Origin of the sequence: Microvirga sp. VF16 (assembly GCF_016864375.1) — a bacterium.
Lineage (GTDB): Bacteria > Pseudomonadota > Alphaproteobacteria > Rhizobiales > Beijerinckiaceae > Microvirga.
Genome location: NZ_CP069354.1, coordinates 259761 through 274461 on the forward strand (window position 1 = coordinate 259761; position 14701 = coordinate 274461).

Annotated in this window: 18 protein-coding genes; 13 read left to right on the top strand and 5 right to left on the bottom strand. The window is 64.5% G+C overall.

The genetic code is table 11. The features are described 5' to 3' along the window. The first annotated feature begins 137 nt into the window (after positions 1–137). On the top strand, positions 138–851 hold the full coding sequence (locus JO965_RS01265) for an RluA family pseudouridine synthase (RefSeq protein ID WP_203441924.1): 714 nt from the start codon (positions 138–140) through the stop codon (positions 849–851). 60 nt (positions 852–911) lie between these two features. Here JO965_RS01265 and mtaB read toward each other — a convergent pair whose 3' ends face one another. From mtaB to JO965_RS01280, 3 genes are all read right to left on the bottom strand, one after another. Then, positions 912–2165 carry a tRNA (N(6)-L-threonylcarbamoyladenosine(37)-C(2))-methylthiotransferase MtaB gene (gene mtaB, locus JO965_RS01270; RefSeq protein WP_203441925.1) on the bottom strand — a complete coding sequence of 418 codons (1254 nt, stop codon included), beginning with the start codon at positions 2163–2165 and terminating at the stop codon, positions 912–914. After that, the gene (gene dapF / locus JO965_RS01275; RefSeq protein WP_203441926.1) at positions 2165–3049 is read right to left on the bottom strand and encodes a diaminopimelate epimerase; all 885 of its coding nucleotides are present in this window, start codon (positions 3047–3049) and stop codon (positions 2165–2167) included. Before dapF ends, mtaB begins: the two co-directional genes overlap by 1 nt. Positions 3050–3228: 179 nt before the next feature. Next, complete coding sequence (locus JO965_RS01280) at positions 3229–3966, bottom strand: sulfite exporter TauE/SafE family protein (protein ID WP_203441927.1); 738 nt, start codon at positions 3964–3966, stop codon at positions 3229–3231. Positions 3967–4198: 232 nt separating this feature from the next. Between JO965_RS01280 and JO965_RS01285 the strand changes: the two genes are divergently transcribed. After that, a complete protein-coding gene (locus JO965_RS01285; RefSeq protein WP_203441928.1) occupies positions 4199–4987 on the top strand; it encodes a GyrI-like domain-containing protein in 789 nt (262 codons plus the stop codon). Then, positions 4984–5658 (top strand): HAD family hydrolase, encoded by a 675-nt coding sequence (locus tag JO965_RS01290; RefSeq protein ID WP_203441929.1) that lies wholly within the window; start codon positions 4984–4986, stop codon positions 5656–5658. Before JO965_RS01285 ends, JO965_RS01290 begins: the two co-directional genes overlap by 4 nt. Here the strand turns inward: JO965_RS01290 and JO965_RS01295 are convergent. After that, complete coding sequence (locus JO965_RS01295) at positions 5612–6679, bottom strand: MBL fold metallo-hydrolase (protein ID WP_203441930.1); 1068 nt, start codon at positions 6677–6679, stop codon at positions 5612–5614. The two genes, JO965_RS01290 and JO965_RS01295, sit on opposite strands and share 47 nt — an antisense overlap. Positions 6680–7263: 584 nt before the next feature. Here JO965_RS01295 and JO965_RS01300 point away from each other — a divergent pair. From JO965_RS01300 to JO965_RS01335, 8 genes are all read left to right on the top strand, one after another. Then, a complete protein-coding gene (locus JO965_RS01300; RefSeq protein WP_203441931.1) occupies positions 7264–7479 on the top strand; it encodes a glutathione S-transferase in 216 nt (71 codons plus the stop codon). A gap of 2 nt (positions 7480–7481) precedes the next feature. Continuing rightward, positions 7482–9035 carry a signal recognition particle protein gene (gene ffh, locus JO965_RS01305; RefSeq protein ID WP_203441932.1) on the top strand — a complete coding sequence of 518 codons (1554 nt, stop codon included), beginning with the start codon at positions 7482–7484 and terminating at the stop codon, positions 9033–9035. After that, the gene (locus JO965_RS01310) at positions 9032–9301 is read left to right on the top strand and encodes a hypothetical protein (RefSeq protein WP_203441933.1); all 270 of its coding nucleotides are present in this window, start codon (positions 9032–9034) and stop codon (positions 9299–9301) included. Before ffh ends, JO965_RS01310 begins: the two co-directional genes overlap by 4 nt. Before the next feature lie 9 nt (positions 9302–9310). Then, entirely contained in the window at positions 9311–9664 is a 354-nt protein-coding gene (gene rpsP, locus JO965_RS01315; protein ID WP_203441934.1) for a 30S ribosomal protein S16, read from the top strand. 134 nt (positions 9665–9798) lie between these two features. Continuing rightward, entirely contained in the window at positions 9799–10407 is a 609-nt protein-coding gene (gene rimM / locus JO965_RS01320; RefSeq protein WP_371826825.1) for a ribosome maturation factor RimM, read from the top strand. Positions 10408–10442: 35 nt separating this feature from the next. Continuing rightward, on the top strand, positions 10443–11084 hold the full coding sequence (gene trmD, locus JO965_RS01325) for a tRNA (guanosine(37)-N1)-methyltransferase TrmD (RefSeq protein WP_246776935.1): 642 nt from the start codon (positions 10443–10445) through the stop codon (positions 11082–11084). A gap of 21 nt (positions 11085–11105) precedes the next feature. Beyond that, on the top strand, positions 11106–11837 hold the full coding sequence (locus JO965_RS01330) for a bifunctional 2-polyprenyl-6-hydroxyphenol methylase/3-demethylubiquinol 3-O-methyltransferase UbiG (protein ID WP_203441937.1): 732 nt from the start codon (positions 11106–11108) through the stop codon (positions 11835–11837). Between the two features lie 17 nt (positions 11838–11854). Next, positions 11855–12262 (top strand): VOC family protein, encoded by a 408-nt coding sequence (locus tag JO965_RS01335; protein ID WP_203441938.1) that lies wholly within the window; start codon positions 11855–11857, stop codon positions 12260–12262. On the opposite strand, the gene JO965_RS01340 is transcribed toward JO965_RS01335, so the two are convergent. Further along, on the bottom strand, positions 12254–13210 hold the full coding sequence (locus JO965_RS01340) for a PLP-dependent cysteine synthase family protein (RefSeq protein WP_203441939.1): 957 nt from the start codon (positions 13208–13210) through the stop codon (positions 12254–12256). The genes JO965_RS01335 and JO965_RS01340 overlap by 9 nt on opposite strands. Positions 13211–13314: 104 nt before the next feature. Here JO965_RS01340 and JO965_RS01345 point away from each other — a divergent pair, with 104 nt between their 5' ends. After that, positions 13315–13983, top strand: a complete 669-nt coding sequence (locus JO965_RS01345) for a helix-turn-helix domain-containing protein (protein ID WP_203441940.1) — start codon at positions 13315–13317, stop codon at positions 13981–13983. 234 nt (positions 13984–14217) lie between these two features. Then, positions 14218–14601, top strand: a complete 384-nt coding sequence (rplS, locus tag JO965_RS01350) for a 50S ribosomal protein L19 (RefSeq protein ID WP_203441941.1) — start codon at positions 14218–14220, stop codon at positions 14599–14601. Positions 14602–14701: the final 100 nt, after the last annotated feature.

A 14701-nucleotide genomic window follows, 5' to 3' on the forward strand; every position in this document is an offset into this window, starting at 1 on the left:
TCACTGACGTGGCCCTCCGGGTCGCCGCCGCGGCCCTCCGGGTCCGTTCCGAACGATGCGCCATCAAGAAGCTTAAGCATCGGACGGATCCCAAAAGTGCCTTCCACTTTTGGGCCCGATGCTCTAGCCGAGGCGTCATGAATGCGGAAGAGATAGTAAGCCGATTGCTCTATCGCGATGCCCTGATGCTCGTGATCGACAAGCCCGCTGGCCTGCCGGTGCATCCGGGCCCCAAGGGAGGCGAAACCCTGTTTCATCATCTCGAAGCCCTCCGCTTCGGTTTGCCGCGCCGGCCGGAGGCTGCGCACCGCCTCGACAAGGACACCTCCGGCTGCCTCGTGCTGGGGCGCCACCCCAAGGCCATCGCTCGGCTGAACGAGCTTTTCCGCAAGAACGAGGTCGACAAGGTCTATTGGGCCGTGGTCGAGGGCGGGCCTCAGGTCGACGAGGGGGAGATCGATCTGCCGCTCGCGCCGAAATCGCCCGACCGCGGCTGGTGGATGAAGGTGGATCCGAAGGGCCAGCCTTCGCTGACGCATTGGCGGGTATTGGGGCGGGGCGAGGGCCTGTCTCTCCTCGAACTGCGCCCCATCACCGGCCGCACCCATCAGCTGAGGGTTCATTGCGCGGCGATGAATTTTCCGATCCTAGGCGATCAGATCTACGGCACGGCCCCGCGTTTTCATGGTCCGGGTCTGCACCTGCACGCGAGAAGCGTCACTGTGCCGCTCTACCCGAAGAAGCCGCCGATTTTCGTGGAGGCTCCGGTACCGGAGCATATGCGGGAACGGGTGGAGGCCTGCGGCGTCATCCCGGACGGCGCAGCCGATCCGGGATCGTCCGAAATTTAAGGCGCTGCATGCGGCTTACGATTCCGGGTTCCGCTTCGCGGCCCCGGAATGACGGTCATGTTACGCCGCCAGCAAATCCTTGCCGTCGTGCCCCGCGATGGTGGTCGGCACGATCTCGCCTGGGGTGACGGGCCTGTCGAAACGCACGAGCGTAAATCCTTCCGTGCGACCGAGCTGGTTCGTCTCGATCAGCACGTTGCGTCTCGCACCGACCTCCTCACCGAGATGCTTCAGCAGAGCGGCCTCGCCCTTCTCGCGCAGGCGTCGGGCGCGGTCCTTCACCACGTCGCGGGCCACCTGCGGCATGCGGGCGGCGGGAGTGCCGGGGCGGGGCGAGAAGGGGAAAACGTGGAGATGCGTCAGGCGGCATTCCTCGACGATATCGAGGGAGCGGGAAAACATCTCTTCGGTCTCGGTCGGAAAGCCCGCGATGATGTCGGCGCCGAAGACCATATCGGGGCGAAGTTTCTTCACCTGTTCGCAGAAGGCGATCGCGTCTTTCCGCAGATGGCGGCGCTTCATGCGCTTCAGCACCATGTCGTCGCCGGCCTGGAGCGAGAGATGCAGATGCGGCATCAGGCGGGACTCGTTGGCGATGACGTCGAGAAGGTCGTCGTCGGCCTCCACCGAGTCGATGGAAGAGATGCGCAGGCGCTCCAGCTCCGGCACGTGGCGCAAAAGGCTCTTCACCATCGTGCCGAGCTTCGGTTCGCCGGGCAGGTCCTTGCCGTAGCTGGTGATGTCGACGCCGGTGAGCACGACCTCACGCGAGCCGTGCTCCACAAGGGTCCGCACCTGCTCCACCACCGCGCCCATGGGCACCGAGCGGGAATTGCCGCGGCCGTAGGGAATGATGCAGAAGGTGCAGCGGTGATCGCAGCCGTTCTGCACCTGCACGAAGGCGCGCGTGCGTCCGCGCATGCCGTCGATGAGATGCACGGCGGTTTCCTTCACCGCCATGATGTCGTTGACCAAAACCTTCTCGCTCGTGCCGACGCCGAAATCGCGCATCCCGGCCCAGGTCTCGGCCTTCATCTTTTCGTGGTTGCCGACGACCTGCGACACTTCGGGCATGGCCGCGAAGGTCTCAGGCTCCACTTGCGCGGCGCAGCCGGTCACGACGATGCGGGCATTCGGCTTCTCGCGGGCGAGCTTGCGGATCGACTGGCGCGCCTGGCGCGTCGCCTCGCCGGTGACGGCGCAGGTGTTGACGATCACGACTTCGCCGAGGCCCGCTTCCTCCGCGTGGCGCTGCATCGCCTCCGACTCGTAGGTATTGAGCCGGCAGCCGAAGGTGACGACCTCGACCGCCATCACGCCACCTCGGTGAACAGAGCAGGGGAGAAGGAGCCCTCGTGCTCCAGCTCGATCGGGCCGGTCATGAGCACATGGTCATCGCTCTCGCGCCATGCGATGACGAGATCGCCGCCGGGTAGCGTCACCACGGCCTTGCGACCGGTCAGCCCCTTCCGCGCCGCCGCCACGAGGGTGGCGCAGGCGGCCGAGCCGCAGGCGCGTGTCGCGCCGGCGCCGCGTTCCCACACGCGCAAAACGATGTGCTCGGGGCTCGTGACCTGGGCAAACGAGATGTTGGCGCGCTCCGGGAAGACCGGATCGTACTCGAAGATCGGGCCGATGGCGGCCAGGTCATAGGCCTGCGCGTCCTCGACCCAGAAGATGACGTGGGGATTGCCCATGCTCACGGCCGAAGGTCCCTGCAGTTCAGGCATCTCGGGCAGCTTGGTGTCGGCGGCGATGGTGCGGGTATCCGGGTAGGGATCGCGCAGGGGAATCTCGTTCCAGGCGAGGCGCGGCGGGCCCATATCGACGGTAAACACCGTGTCCGAGACGCGTTCCACCGGCAGCAGCCCGGCCTTGGTCTCGAGCACGAGATCGCCCTCGACCGGACGGCTCATGACCGGATCGACCGTCATCGCCCAGGCGACGCAGCGGGTGCCATTGCCGCAGGCGCCGGATTCCGAACCGTCCGTGTTATAGATGCGCATGAAGGCATCAGTGCCCGGCGTCACCGGATCGTGCAGCACCATGAGCTGATCGAAGCGCGAGTGCGGATCGGCCGCAATGGCGCGTGCTTCCGCCGGGCTCACGCGATGGGCGGAGCCGCGCAGGTCGAGCACGGTGATCTCGTTGCCGAGACCGTTCATTTTCAGGAAACGGCTGTTCGAAAGGGCACTCATGGGGCGTATATGGCTTAAAATGCCGAAAATCGCGAGAGGGATCGCGCTCGTCTGCGGCAATATCGTCTAGAGCATCGGACCCAAAAGTGGATTTGCACTTTTGGGACCCATCCGATGCTCATCTCCAGCTGGCGCATCGTTGGGCGCGGAAAACCGGATCCACTTTTCCGCACGATGCGCTAAAAAGCCTGCACGATCCGGGGGATGCTGGTGGCGATGATGAGCAGGCCGACCGCGACCATCAGGGGCCGGGTCGATACGCGGCTGACCACGAAGCCGCCCAAAGGTGCCGCCAGGACCCCGCCGACAATCAGCCCCGCCGCCGAGCTCAGCTCCGACCAACCGAGCGTCACGATGAAGGTGGCGGAAATCATCGAGGTGACGAGAAACTCGGTCAGGTTCGTAGAGCCGATCACCTGTCGGGGAGTGTGGCCGCGACCGATCAGAGAACTCGTGACGATGGGCCCCCATCCACCACCGCCCATGGCATCGAGGACACCGCCGCCGGCGCCGACCCAGGGCACCATCCAGTCCCGCACCGCGCGGGGCCAGAGCGGCCGGAACGCCTTGAAAACGATGTAGAGGCCGATTCCCATGAGATAGGCCGACACCACGGGCTGAATCGTCTTCGCGTCGATGCTGGAGAGAATGAGGGCCCCGATGGCGCCGCCGATCATGCCGGCCGGTGCGAGCCGGGCCACCAGATGCCAGTTCACGTTGCGATGGGCCACGTGGGAAGCGCCGGACGCGGCGGTGGTGAAGATCTCCGTCACATGGGTGACGGCGCTGGCGGTTGCCGGCGGTACGCCGAAGGCGAGAAGACTCGTGGTCGAGAGCACGCCGAACGCCATGCCGAGTGCCCCGTCGACGAGCTGGGCCCCGAAGCCGATCAACGCGAAAATCAGAAAATCTTCCATTCCTTGGGCGGCCTCAACGAGGGACAATGACGGCTTGAGCATAGGCCAGAGACATGACGTTCCGAGAGGGCGTCAGGCACCCGGCCAGAGGATTTTTGTGCATCCCATGAATGGACGGCCTGCTGCAATCCGCCCTCCACAGAGGCGCACGGACGGCCTCGCCGCTGCAACAAATCCCCCCTATGGTGCTGCCCCATATCCCTTCGTGATTCGCGGGTGAGGCGTCTTTTTCATGCGGCTGCGCTCTACAGGTCTTCTACTCGTTCTCGCCCTCTGCTCGAGCGTGGCGCTTGCGCAGACGCCCCCAGTGGCCAATCCGCCGCCGGCCGCACCCGAGGCTCCAGCTTCATCTTCTGCTCCGGCAAGTCCGGCCACGCCTGCCGCGCCGCAGGCGCAGAGCACCCCGAGCCCGGCTCCGATACAGCCGCCCGCGGCCCCTCAGGCCCCGGCAACTGCGCAGCCGGCCCCAGCCGCTCCAGCTCCGGCACCGACCACATCCGCGCCTGCCCAACAGGCCGGGCGCACGACCCTGTTCCCGAACCCGAGCGATCCGACCGGCGTGGAAGAGGGCGTGCTGATGGCAAAGCCCACAGTGGTGCTCAAGGGCATCAGCACCTGGGACGATGCCTTCACCAACCTGAAAGAGGCCTTTGCCAAGATCGAGGGCGAACTGAAGAAGGCCGGGATCGCGCCAACGGGCCGCCCGCTGACGATCTTCGTCGACACGGACGACAACGGTTTCAAATACGAAGCGATGGTGCCGATTGCCCAGGTGCCGGAGGGCAAGACCGAACTCACGCCCGAGATCAAGTTCGGCCGGACGCCGGAGGGCAAGTCCTTCCGCTTCGTGCACAAGGATGCCTATGACGAAATCGACGGCACCTACGAGACGATCACGGCCTATCTCGACATCAAGGAAATCGTCGCCAAGGACGCCTTCATCGAGGAATACGTGAGCGACTTCACGGATTCGCAGGACACCAATTTCGAGGTGAACATCTACGTTCAGCCGAAAGAATGATCGCGCTCTTCGATCTCGACGGGACCCTGACGGATCCGAAAACGGGCATCACCCGCTCGGTGCAGTATGCGCTCGAAAGGCTCGGTCGCCCCGTTCCGGAGGCAGACGCGCTGACCTGGATGATCGGGCCGCCGCTGATCGCAGGCTTCACGGAGCTTCTGGGCGGGACGCATGAGGTGCAGGAGGCCGTGCGCCTCTACCGTGAGCGCTACAGCGATGTCGGCCTGTTCGAGAACGAGGTCTATGCCGGCATTCCGGCCTTGCTCCAGGACCTGCAGGAGAAGGGCGCCCACCTCTATGTCGCGACGTCGAAGCTGCATGTCTTCGCGCGACGGATCCTGGAGCATTTCGGCCTTTCCGGCTCCTTCGTCGAGATCTACGGTTCGGAGCTCGACAACCGGAATGCCGACAAGCGCGATCTCATCCGGCATATTCTCGAGCAGGAGCGCTTCGATCCCACACGCGCCGTCATGATCGGCGACCGGAAGCACGATGCCATTGGTGCTAAGGCCAACGGCATCGCCACGATCGGCGTCACCTGGGGCTATGGGTCCCGGCAGGAGCTGCTGGACGCTGGCACCGCTTGCCTCGTCGACGATCCGCAGGGGCTGGTGGCCCCGATCCTCACGCTGACGGCGGCGACCACACCTCCCCGGGCCGCAGCGCCCTGAATCGTTCCGCCGGAATCTCGGCCGCCTGGAGCGCTGCCATCAGTTCGTGTGGCGGCTCGTCGACGCCCTCATTGGTGAGCCGGAACGTGCCCCAATGGTGGCCGAGCGCCTGCTCCGCCTCGACGATGCGCAGCACTTTTACGGCATCCTCCGGGTTCATGTGCTGCGGCTCCATGAACCAGCGCGGCTCATAGGCGCCGATGGGCAAATGGGCGAGGCGTAGGCGCCCGAAGCGCTCGCGCACCCTGTGGAAGATCTTGCCGTCGCCGAAGCCGGTATCGCCGATATGGTAGATCGTACCTACAGGCGTGGTGAGCACATAGGCACACCAGAGCGCCATGCGCCGGTCGTTGATGCCCCGCGCCGACCAGTGATTGGCGGGCTCGACATGGACCGTGACGCCGTTGCCGAGATCCACCGATCCGCCCCAGTCCCGCGTCTCGACCGGGATGTCCGGGAGTTCGGCCCGGATGACCGCATCGTTGCCGAGCGGCGTGATGAACTTGGGGCGATATCGCTGCCAGAGCCTCCCCAAGGTCTCGATGTCGAGATGATCGTAATGGTTATGCGTGATCAGCACCGCATGGATCGGCGGCAGATCCTCGAAGGCGATGCCGGGCGGATTGACCCGCTTGGGGCCCGCGAAGGAGACCGGGCTCGCCCGCTCGGCAAAGACCGGATCGGTGAGAATATTGAGTCCTGCCACCTGGATCAGGAACGAGGCATGGCCGATGAGAGCGGAGCGCAGGCCCTGTACCTCGGCTGGAGGCTTGTCCCGGAACGGGCTCGGAAAGGTTTCAGGCCAGTCTTTCCGCCCGCCGCCGAGCTGCCAGCGGGCAAGTTCCAGGAACCCCTTGTCCTGCGGCTGGCCCGGCGAGAAGAACCGCACGCCGTCGAAATGGTCACTGACCGGCCCCTCGTAATAGCGGTTGGTCGCCCGGGCGGCCGTCATCCAGCCGAGGGCGCCGGTGGCGGCGAGGACGGGAAGGCCGAGGGCCTTGAGCAGGGTGCGGCGGTTCATTGAGGTACTGTCTGTGGCGAAGCTTTAAGCGTGGGGATGCTGAGACTGATAAGCAAGAGCACGCAGCGTCATCCCGGACGGCGCAGCTGATCCGGGATCGTTCTCGGAACGGGGCACTGTCATTCCGGGACCGCGCAGCGGAGCCCGGAATCCATAACCGCGAGTGTTGCAGGATAAGGTGCTGGCCGTTGCGTCCTCCTTTGATTCTGCCGTGGGTATGGATTCCCGCCTACGCGGGAATGACAGTGTTGAGGTTCCAACGCCTCATCCTGCAAACGATCCCGGATCTTCGCTGCGCGTCGTCCGGGATGACGCGATTATGGGCCTTTTCCTTGACTCTGCTGCCTTTTCCCCTTAAGCGCTGACCGCAAATCTGTAGAGCGAGCCCTTTTGAGCCGCCGACCAGCCCGAGAGGCTGGAGGTCAACGTCCGACAGCGCGATGCGCCCTCGGGCGCGCTTTCATTTGGGTTTCCTTTACGCCGTCATGACCGGGCTTGTCCCGGTCATCCACGCCTTGGCCCCCAGGCTTGTAAGATGTGGATGGCCGCATCAAGTGCGACCATGACGCAAGAGGATGAAACGGATGTCGGACGACACATTGCGCATCGAGGACGCGGTCAACGAGACCTGCCCGTGGTCGGGAAAGCCGATCGCGGCGGATTCGCTCACCCTCTATCGCGGCGAAGTCGTCGGTTTCTGCAATCCCGGCTGCCGCGACAAGTTCAAGGCGGCGATCGACCACTTTGAAAAGGCCCTTGCCAAGAGCGATGTACCACTCATCGCAAAAGGAATTGAGTGATCATGTTCGAAGGCCTTTCCGACAAGCTTTCCAATATCCTGAACGGGCTGACGCGCCGCGGCGCGCTCACCGAGGAGGATGTCAACGCGGCCCTGCGTGAGGTCCGCCGCGCCCTGCTCGAGGCTGACGTGGCGCTTGAGGTCGTGCGCTCCTTCACGGACAAGGTGCGTTCCCGCGCCGTCGGCGCCGAGGTGGTCAAGTCGGTCTCCCCCGGCCAGCAGGTGGTCAAGATCGTCCACGACCAGCTCGTGGAGATGCTGGGCTCGGACGCGGAGGTGATCAGCCTCAATGCGGTTCCGCCCGTTGGCATCCTCATGGTCGGTCTCCAGGGCTCGGGTAAGACGACCACCACGGCCAAGATCGCCAAGCGCCTGACGGACCGCGAGAACCGCCGTGTGCTCATGGCCTCCCTCGACACCCGCAGACCTGCCGCGATGGAGCAGCTTGCGGTGCTCGGCAAGCAGGTCGGCGTCGACACGCTGCCCATCGTCGCCGGCCAGTCGGCCGTGCAGATCGCCCGCCGCGCCATGGAAGCCGCGCGTCTCGGTGGCTACGACGTGGTGATGCTCGACACGGCCGGCCGCGTGACCGTGGACGAGGCCCTGATGGTCGAGGCGGCCGACGTGCGCGCCGCCACCAATCCGCACGAGGTGCTGCTCGTCGCCGATGCGCTCACCGGCCAGGACGCGGTCAACACCGCGCGCGCCTTCGATCAGCGCCTCGGCGTCACCGGCATCGTGCTGACGCGAATGGACGGTGATGCCCGCGGCGGTGCCGCGCTGTCGATGCGCGCCGTGACGGGCAAGCCGATCAAGCTCATCGGTACGGGCGAAAAGGTCGATGCGCTGGAGGAGTTCCATCCGAGCCGCGTCGCCAACCGCATCCTCGGCATGGGCGACATCGTCTCGCTCGTCGAGAAGGCGGCGGAGAATTTCGACCAGGCGCAGGCCCAGCGCATGGCCGAGAAGATGCGCAAGGGCAAGTTCGATCTCGAAGACCTGCGCGATCAGCTGAGCCAGATGGAAAAGCTCGGCGGCCTCGGCGGTCTGATGGGCATGCTGCCGGGCGTCGCCAAGATGAAGGCGCAGCTTGAGAACGCCAATCTCGACGACAAGATCATCAAGCGCCAGCGCGCCATCATCGATTCCATGACGCCCTCCGAACGCCGCAACCCGGATATCCTGAAGGCCTCGCGCAAGAAGCGCATTGCGGCGGGCTCCGGCGCGAAGGTCGAGGAAATCAACAAGCTCCTGAAGATGCACCGCCAGATGGCCGACGTCATGAAGATGATGGGCGGCGGCAAGGGCAAGGGCATGGCCGGCGCGCTCGGAAAGATGTTCGGCATCGGTGGTGGCGGCGGCATGCCCCAGCCGACGCCGGAGCAGATCGAGGCGCTGCAGAAGCAGATGGGCGGCAAGCTGCCCGACTTCCCCGGCGGCGCCGGCGGCCTTCCGCCCATGCCGAAGGGTGTGCCGGGCCTGCCCGGCTTGGGTGGTGGCAAGATCCCGGGGCTCCCGGGAATCGGCGGCTTCCCGTTTGGAGGCAAGAAGAAGTGAGTTTTGAAATGACAGCTGCTGAGCTTCTTCAGCGCGCTCATGCGCTGTCAAGGAGATTGGAGAATGCGGGAATCTGGAATGAGATCCGCTTCTTCCGTGAGGACGGGCTCACCGTTCTCGCACGCGTTCCCGGTGAATACTGGGAGATTGATCTGCTCGAGGACGGTGCAACCGATGTGGAAGTGTTCCGAACCGCGGGTGACTTGGAGGACGAGTCCTCTATCGAACGCCTGATCAGCGAATTTGGTGAAAAGCCTAAACATTAGGAGCTAAAAATGTCCCTGAAGATCCGTCTCACCCGTGGTGGTGCGAAGAAGCGTCCCTATTACCGCATCGTCGTTGCCGATTCGCGCTCCCCGCGCGATGGCCGCTTCATCGAGAAGGTCGGCACCTACGACCCGATGAAGGCCAAGGACGATGCCGGCCGCGTCGTTCTCGACAACGAGAAGATCCAGGCCTGGCTCGCCAAGGGCGCCCAGCCGACCGACCGCGTCCTGCGCTTCCTCGACGCCGCCGGCCTCCTGAAGCGTTCGCCGCGCAACAATCCGCAGAAGGCCGTTCCGGGCAAGAAGGCCCAGGAGCGCGCTGCCGAGAAGGCCGCTGCCGCCGGCGAAGGTGAGGCTGCGTAAGCATCCCAATGAAGCGGGGGCGTTCGAATATGCGTGGCTCCAACCCTCTCCCCGAAGCGGGAGAGGGTGCCTCTCGCGTCAGCGAGAGGCGGGAGAGGGGCCGTGCTCAATCGAAGAACGCCCCCTCTCCCAGCTTGCTCCGCTCGCCACCCTCCCCCGCGGAGGGGGGAGGGCGAGTCGTGCAGCCCCAAGACGATCTCGTCCTCGTCGGCGAGTTCGGTCGCGCCCATGGCCTGAAAGGCGAGGTGCGGCTGAAATCCCATACCGGCGATCCGGCAGCGATTGCCGACTACAAGCCGCTGATCGCATCCAACGGCAAAACCTTTTCTCTCAAGAACGTGCGGCCTGCTCCCGGCGGCGCGCCCGATCTACTCATCGCCATCGTCGACGGCGTCACCACGCGCGAAGCCTCTGAGGCGCTCAACCGCGTGCAGCTTTACGTCGCGCGCGACAAGCTTCCGCCGCCCGACGAGGATGACGAATTCCTGCTCGCCGACCTGATCGGCCTTTCCGTTCAGACCGAAGCGGGCGAGATCGTCGGCAAAGTGGTTGACGTGCCCAATTACGGCGGTGGCGATCTGTTGGAAATCGCGCCCACGCAAAAAGGCCCGACGGCGTTCCTGCCCTTCACCAAGGCCTTCGTGCCGACTGTGGATATAGCGGGCAAGCGCGTCATCGCATCGCCACCGGACGATCTGTTCGAACAGGCGAAACCTGCACCCGAGCCTGAGGACGAGGCGTGAGCTTTTCCGCCACCATCCTCACCCTTTATCCCGATATGTTTCCAGGCCCGCTCGGCATGTCGCTCTCGGGCGATGCGCTCGTGCGCGGCGTCTGGTCGCTCACGGCGAAGAACATCCGCGACCATGGCCTCGGCCGTCACCGCACGGTGGACGACACGCCGGCCGGCGGCGGTCCCGGCATGGTGATCCGCTGCGACGTGCTGGCCGCTGCCATCGACGCGAACATTCCCGAGAACGATCCGCGTCCGAAGCTGCTCATGAGCCCGCGTGGCAAGCCGCTGACGCAATCGCGCGTGCGCGAACTGGCAGCGGGCCCGGGCGTGGTCATCGTCTGCGGCCGGTTCGAGGGCGTGGACGAGCGCGTGATCGAGGCGCGCGGCTTGGAGGAAGTCTCCATCGGCGATTACGTGCTCTCCGGCGGCGAGATGGCGGCGATGATCGTGCTCGATGCCTGCGTGCGGCTTCTGCCCGGCGTCATGGGCAAGGAAGCCTCCGGTACCGAGGAGAGTTTCGAGTCGAACCGCCTCGAATATCCGCATTACACGCGTCCCCGCGAATGGGAGGGGCGGCCCATTCCCGATGTGCTTCTCTCCGGCAACCATGCCATGATCGAGCGCTGGCGCCGCGCGGAATCGGAGCGGATCACGCGCGAGCGGCGGCCGGATCTTTTGGAGTGAAGGCCAATCCGGGAGTCGCACATGACAACGCAGAACATCTACGACGATCCTGGATTCTTCGAAAACTACAGCCGCCTTCCGCGTTCGCAAGACGGCTTGTCCGCTGCCCCGGAATGGCCCTCGCTGCGGGCTCTTGTTCCTGATCTCAGCGGCCGCAGGATCATCGATCTCGGATGCGGCTATGGCTGGTTCTGCCGCTGGGCGCGCGAACATGGCGCGCAGTGCGTGCTCGGCCTCGATGTCTCTGAGCGCATGCTGGCACGGGCGGCAGAGATGACGTCCGATCCCGGCATCACCTATCGCCGCGCCGATCTCGAACAGCTCGATCTCGGCACTGAGACGTTCGACTTCGCCTATAGCTCGCTCGCGCTGCATTACATCAAAAATCTCCCCGGTCTCCTGACCGAGCTGCACCGTGCTCTTACTCCTGGCTCAAAATTCGTCTTCTCGGTCGAGCACCCGATCTTTACGGCGCCGACGAAAGCCAGCTGGTCCCTCGGCCCGGATGGCCGCAAGACATGGCCGCTCGATTCTTATCAGAAGGAAGGTCCGCGTCGGACGAATTGGCTCACTGACGGCGTGATCAAGCAGCACCGCACGCTCGGAACCAACCTCAACCTGCTCATTCGCGCGGGTTTCACGATTACGCATGTGGAGGAATGGGCGCCGAGCGATGCGCAGACCGCCGCTCACCCCGAATGGGCGGAAGAGCGCGAACGTCCGATGTTCCTGCTCATCGCAGCCCAGCGCTGAACAAAAGAGACGTGTCGATGGTGCAGGGCTTCGAGCATGTGGGCATGACCAGCAGCGATCTCGACAGGACCATCGCGTTCTATTGCGGACTGTTGGGATTGAAGGAAGTCTTGGTCAAGCGCACGGGCGAGGGCGGGCGCATCGCGTTTCTCGAAATCGGCGGCGTGATGCTCGAAATCGTCGAGCCTGCTGCCGGCGCAGCGACGCCGGCGCGCGAGGTTCCGATCGCCGAGGCCGGAATCCGCCACATAACGTTTCGGGTCGATGATGTCGAAGCGGTTTACCAAATGCTTCGTGCCGCCAACGTCGAGTTCTCCGTCCCGCCGCGCAAGGCGGCGAATGCCGAGCTCATCCGCAAAGTCGCGTTTTGCAAGGATCCCGACGGCATCGTCGTTGAATTCCTGGAGCGTCAGCCCTCATCCTGAAGCGGCATTCGCTCCGAGCCTCGCTCCAAACGTTTTCAGATATTTCATGCCCGTATCGCACATCACCGTGACGATGGTTGCATCCGGTCCCAGTCGTTCGGCCAGACGCAGGGCCGCGATCACGTTGGCGCCGGTGGACGTGCCGGCAAACAAACCTTCCTCGCGCGCGAGCCGGAAGGCCATCGCCATGGCCTCCTCCGTCGAGACACGCTCGATCCCATCGGCGATGGTCTGCTGCCAGAGCGGCACAACGTAGCCTGCGCCGATCCCGTCGATCTTGTGCGCGCCCGAAGGGCCGCCGGAGAGCACGGCGGATTCGGCAGGCTCGACGGCAACAATCCTGATCGTGTCGTGATGGCGTCGCAGGCCCTCTGCGATTCCCCGCAAGGAAGCTGCCGTTCCGACGCTCTGGACGAAACCGTCGATGCGGCCCTCCGTCTGCTGCCAGATCTCGTCGGCCATCCGGTGATAGGCGGCGATCTGATCTCGGTTCTTCATCTGGTCGGTCCAGAAGGAGCCTTTCGCCTCGGCGATGATGCGGGCTTCTTCGATCATGTCCTTGGTCAGCTTCTCGGTCATGCGGCCGCTGTCGCTTTTCACGATATGCAGCGTCGCGCCGAGGAGCTGCATGTGATCGAGCTTCTCTTGTGCGAAGGCGTCGGAGGTGACGATGTCGAGCGGATATCCCTTCACGGCGCAGACGAGCGACAAGGAAACGCCGGTGCTGCCGCCGGTATATTCGACAACGGTGCCACCCGGCCTGAGCCGCCCATCCGCCTCCGCCGCCTCGATCATGGCGAGCGCCATCCGGTCCTTCATGCTGCCGGTAGGATTCTCGTTCTCCAATTTCAGCATGATGCGGGCGCCATTGGCGGGCCGGATGTTGCGCAGGCCGATGAGAGACGTGTTGCCGATACGGTCGAGGATGGTGTGGGGCTGTGCGGTCATGAGCTTTGTCCAAAAACGTCCGCCCTCATAGGCCGAGGCGAACCGCGTGTCAGGTCCGGAATCCGGACTTCTCCAAGCTTCATTGCCATGGTAGCGCTTCATCCATGGCAGATTACGGTCAGTTCTGTTCCGTGGCCCGCGCCCACGAGGCCATCGGCGGGCGCTGGACGCTTCTCGTGGTGCGCGAATTGCTGTGCGGCAGCCGGCGGTTCAACGACATCCGCCGCGGCATCCCGCGCATCTCCCGCACCATGCTTTCCGAGCGCCTGCAGGAATTGGTGCATGTCGGAGCCGTCACACGCATCGAAGGCGAGCACGGCCCGGAATACGCGCTGACGGAAGCAGGCCGGGAGCTGATGGGCATCGTCGGTGCCCTCGGCACCTGGGGTCAGCGCTGGTTGCCGCGGAGTGCTGAGGATGAGGATCTCGATCTTGAGCCTGTGCTCGTCGATATGCAGCGGCGCGTCCGCACCGATGCTCTGCCGCCCGAGCCCATCGTCCTCCGCTTCGAAATCGAAGGACAGCGCCAGCCCCGCTTCCTGCTCATGAAGGAGGCCGAGGTCTCGCTCTGCACGCAGAACCCGGGCTTTCCCGAGCCGCTCTGCGTTCGGACCCGCCTCCCGGCATTGGTGGCTTGGTGGCGGGGCGATGTGAGCTTTGCCGAGGCGCAGCGGATGGGGCTCGTGGTGGAGGGGCCGAGAGCTTTGGCGCGGGCGTTCCCGGACTGGTTTGAGCGGTATCTGTTCGCTGAGGTTGCACCTGCAAGAGCCTGAATGGCAGTCATCCGGGGGCTGCGGAGCAGAACCCGGGATCGTCGGACGAGAATGGCTCCTAATCCTGCCTACGATCCCGGATCTCCGCTACGCTCCGTCCGGGATGACAGCAAGTAGAGAGGCTCGACAATCCTCCCAATCTCCTGTATAGGCGCGACCTCAACTTAAAACAGGACGCCGAAATCCCGCGGGTTTTGAGATCGCTCAGGGCCACGCAACGGCAGGAGTATTACGATGAACCTCATTCAGCAGCTCGAGCAGGAGCAGATTGCCAAGCTCGCCAAGACCGTTCCCGTCTTCCAGCCCGGCGATACCGTGATCGTCAACGTGAAGGTCAAGGAAGGCGAGCGTACCCGCGTTCAGGCCTATGAGGGCGTCTGCATCGCCCGCTCGGGTGCCGGCCTCCACGAGAGCTTCACGGTCCGCAAGATCTCCTACGGCGAAGGTGTCGAGCGCGTGTTCCCGCTCTACTCGCCGCTGGTCGAGTCCATCAAGGTCGTGCGCCGCGGCGCCGTCCGTCGCGCCAAGCTGTACTACCTGCGCGACCGTCGCGGTAAGTCGGCCCGTATCGCCGAGCGCGCCGAGAAGAAGACCGAGACCCCGGCTGCGGCCGAGTAAGGCTCTCGTCTCAATCTTCAGAATTTGCAAAGGCGCGGCTGAAACCGCGCCTTTTTGCTAGTGAAGCACGTAGTGAAGCACGCTTGGCGGCAAGCAATCG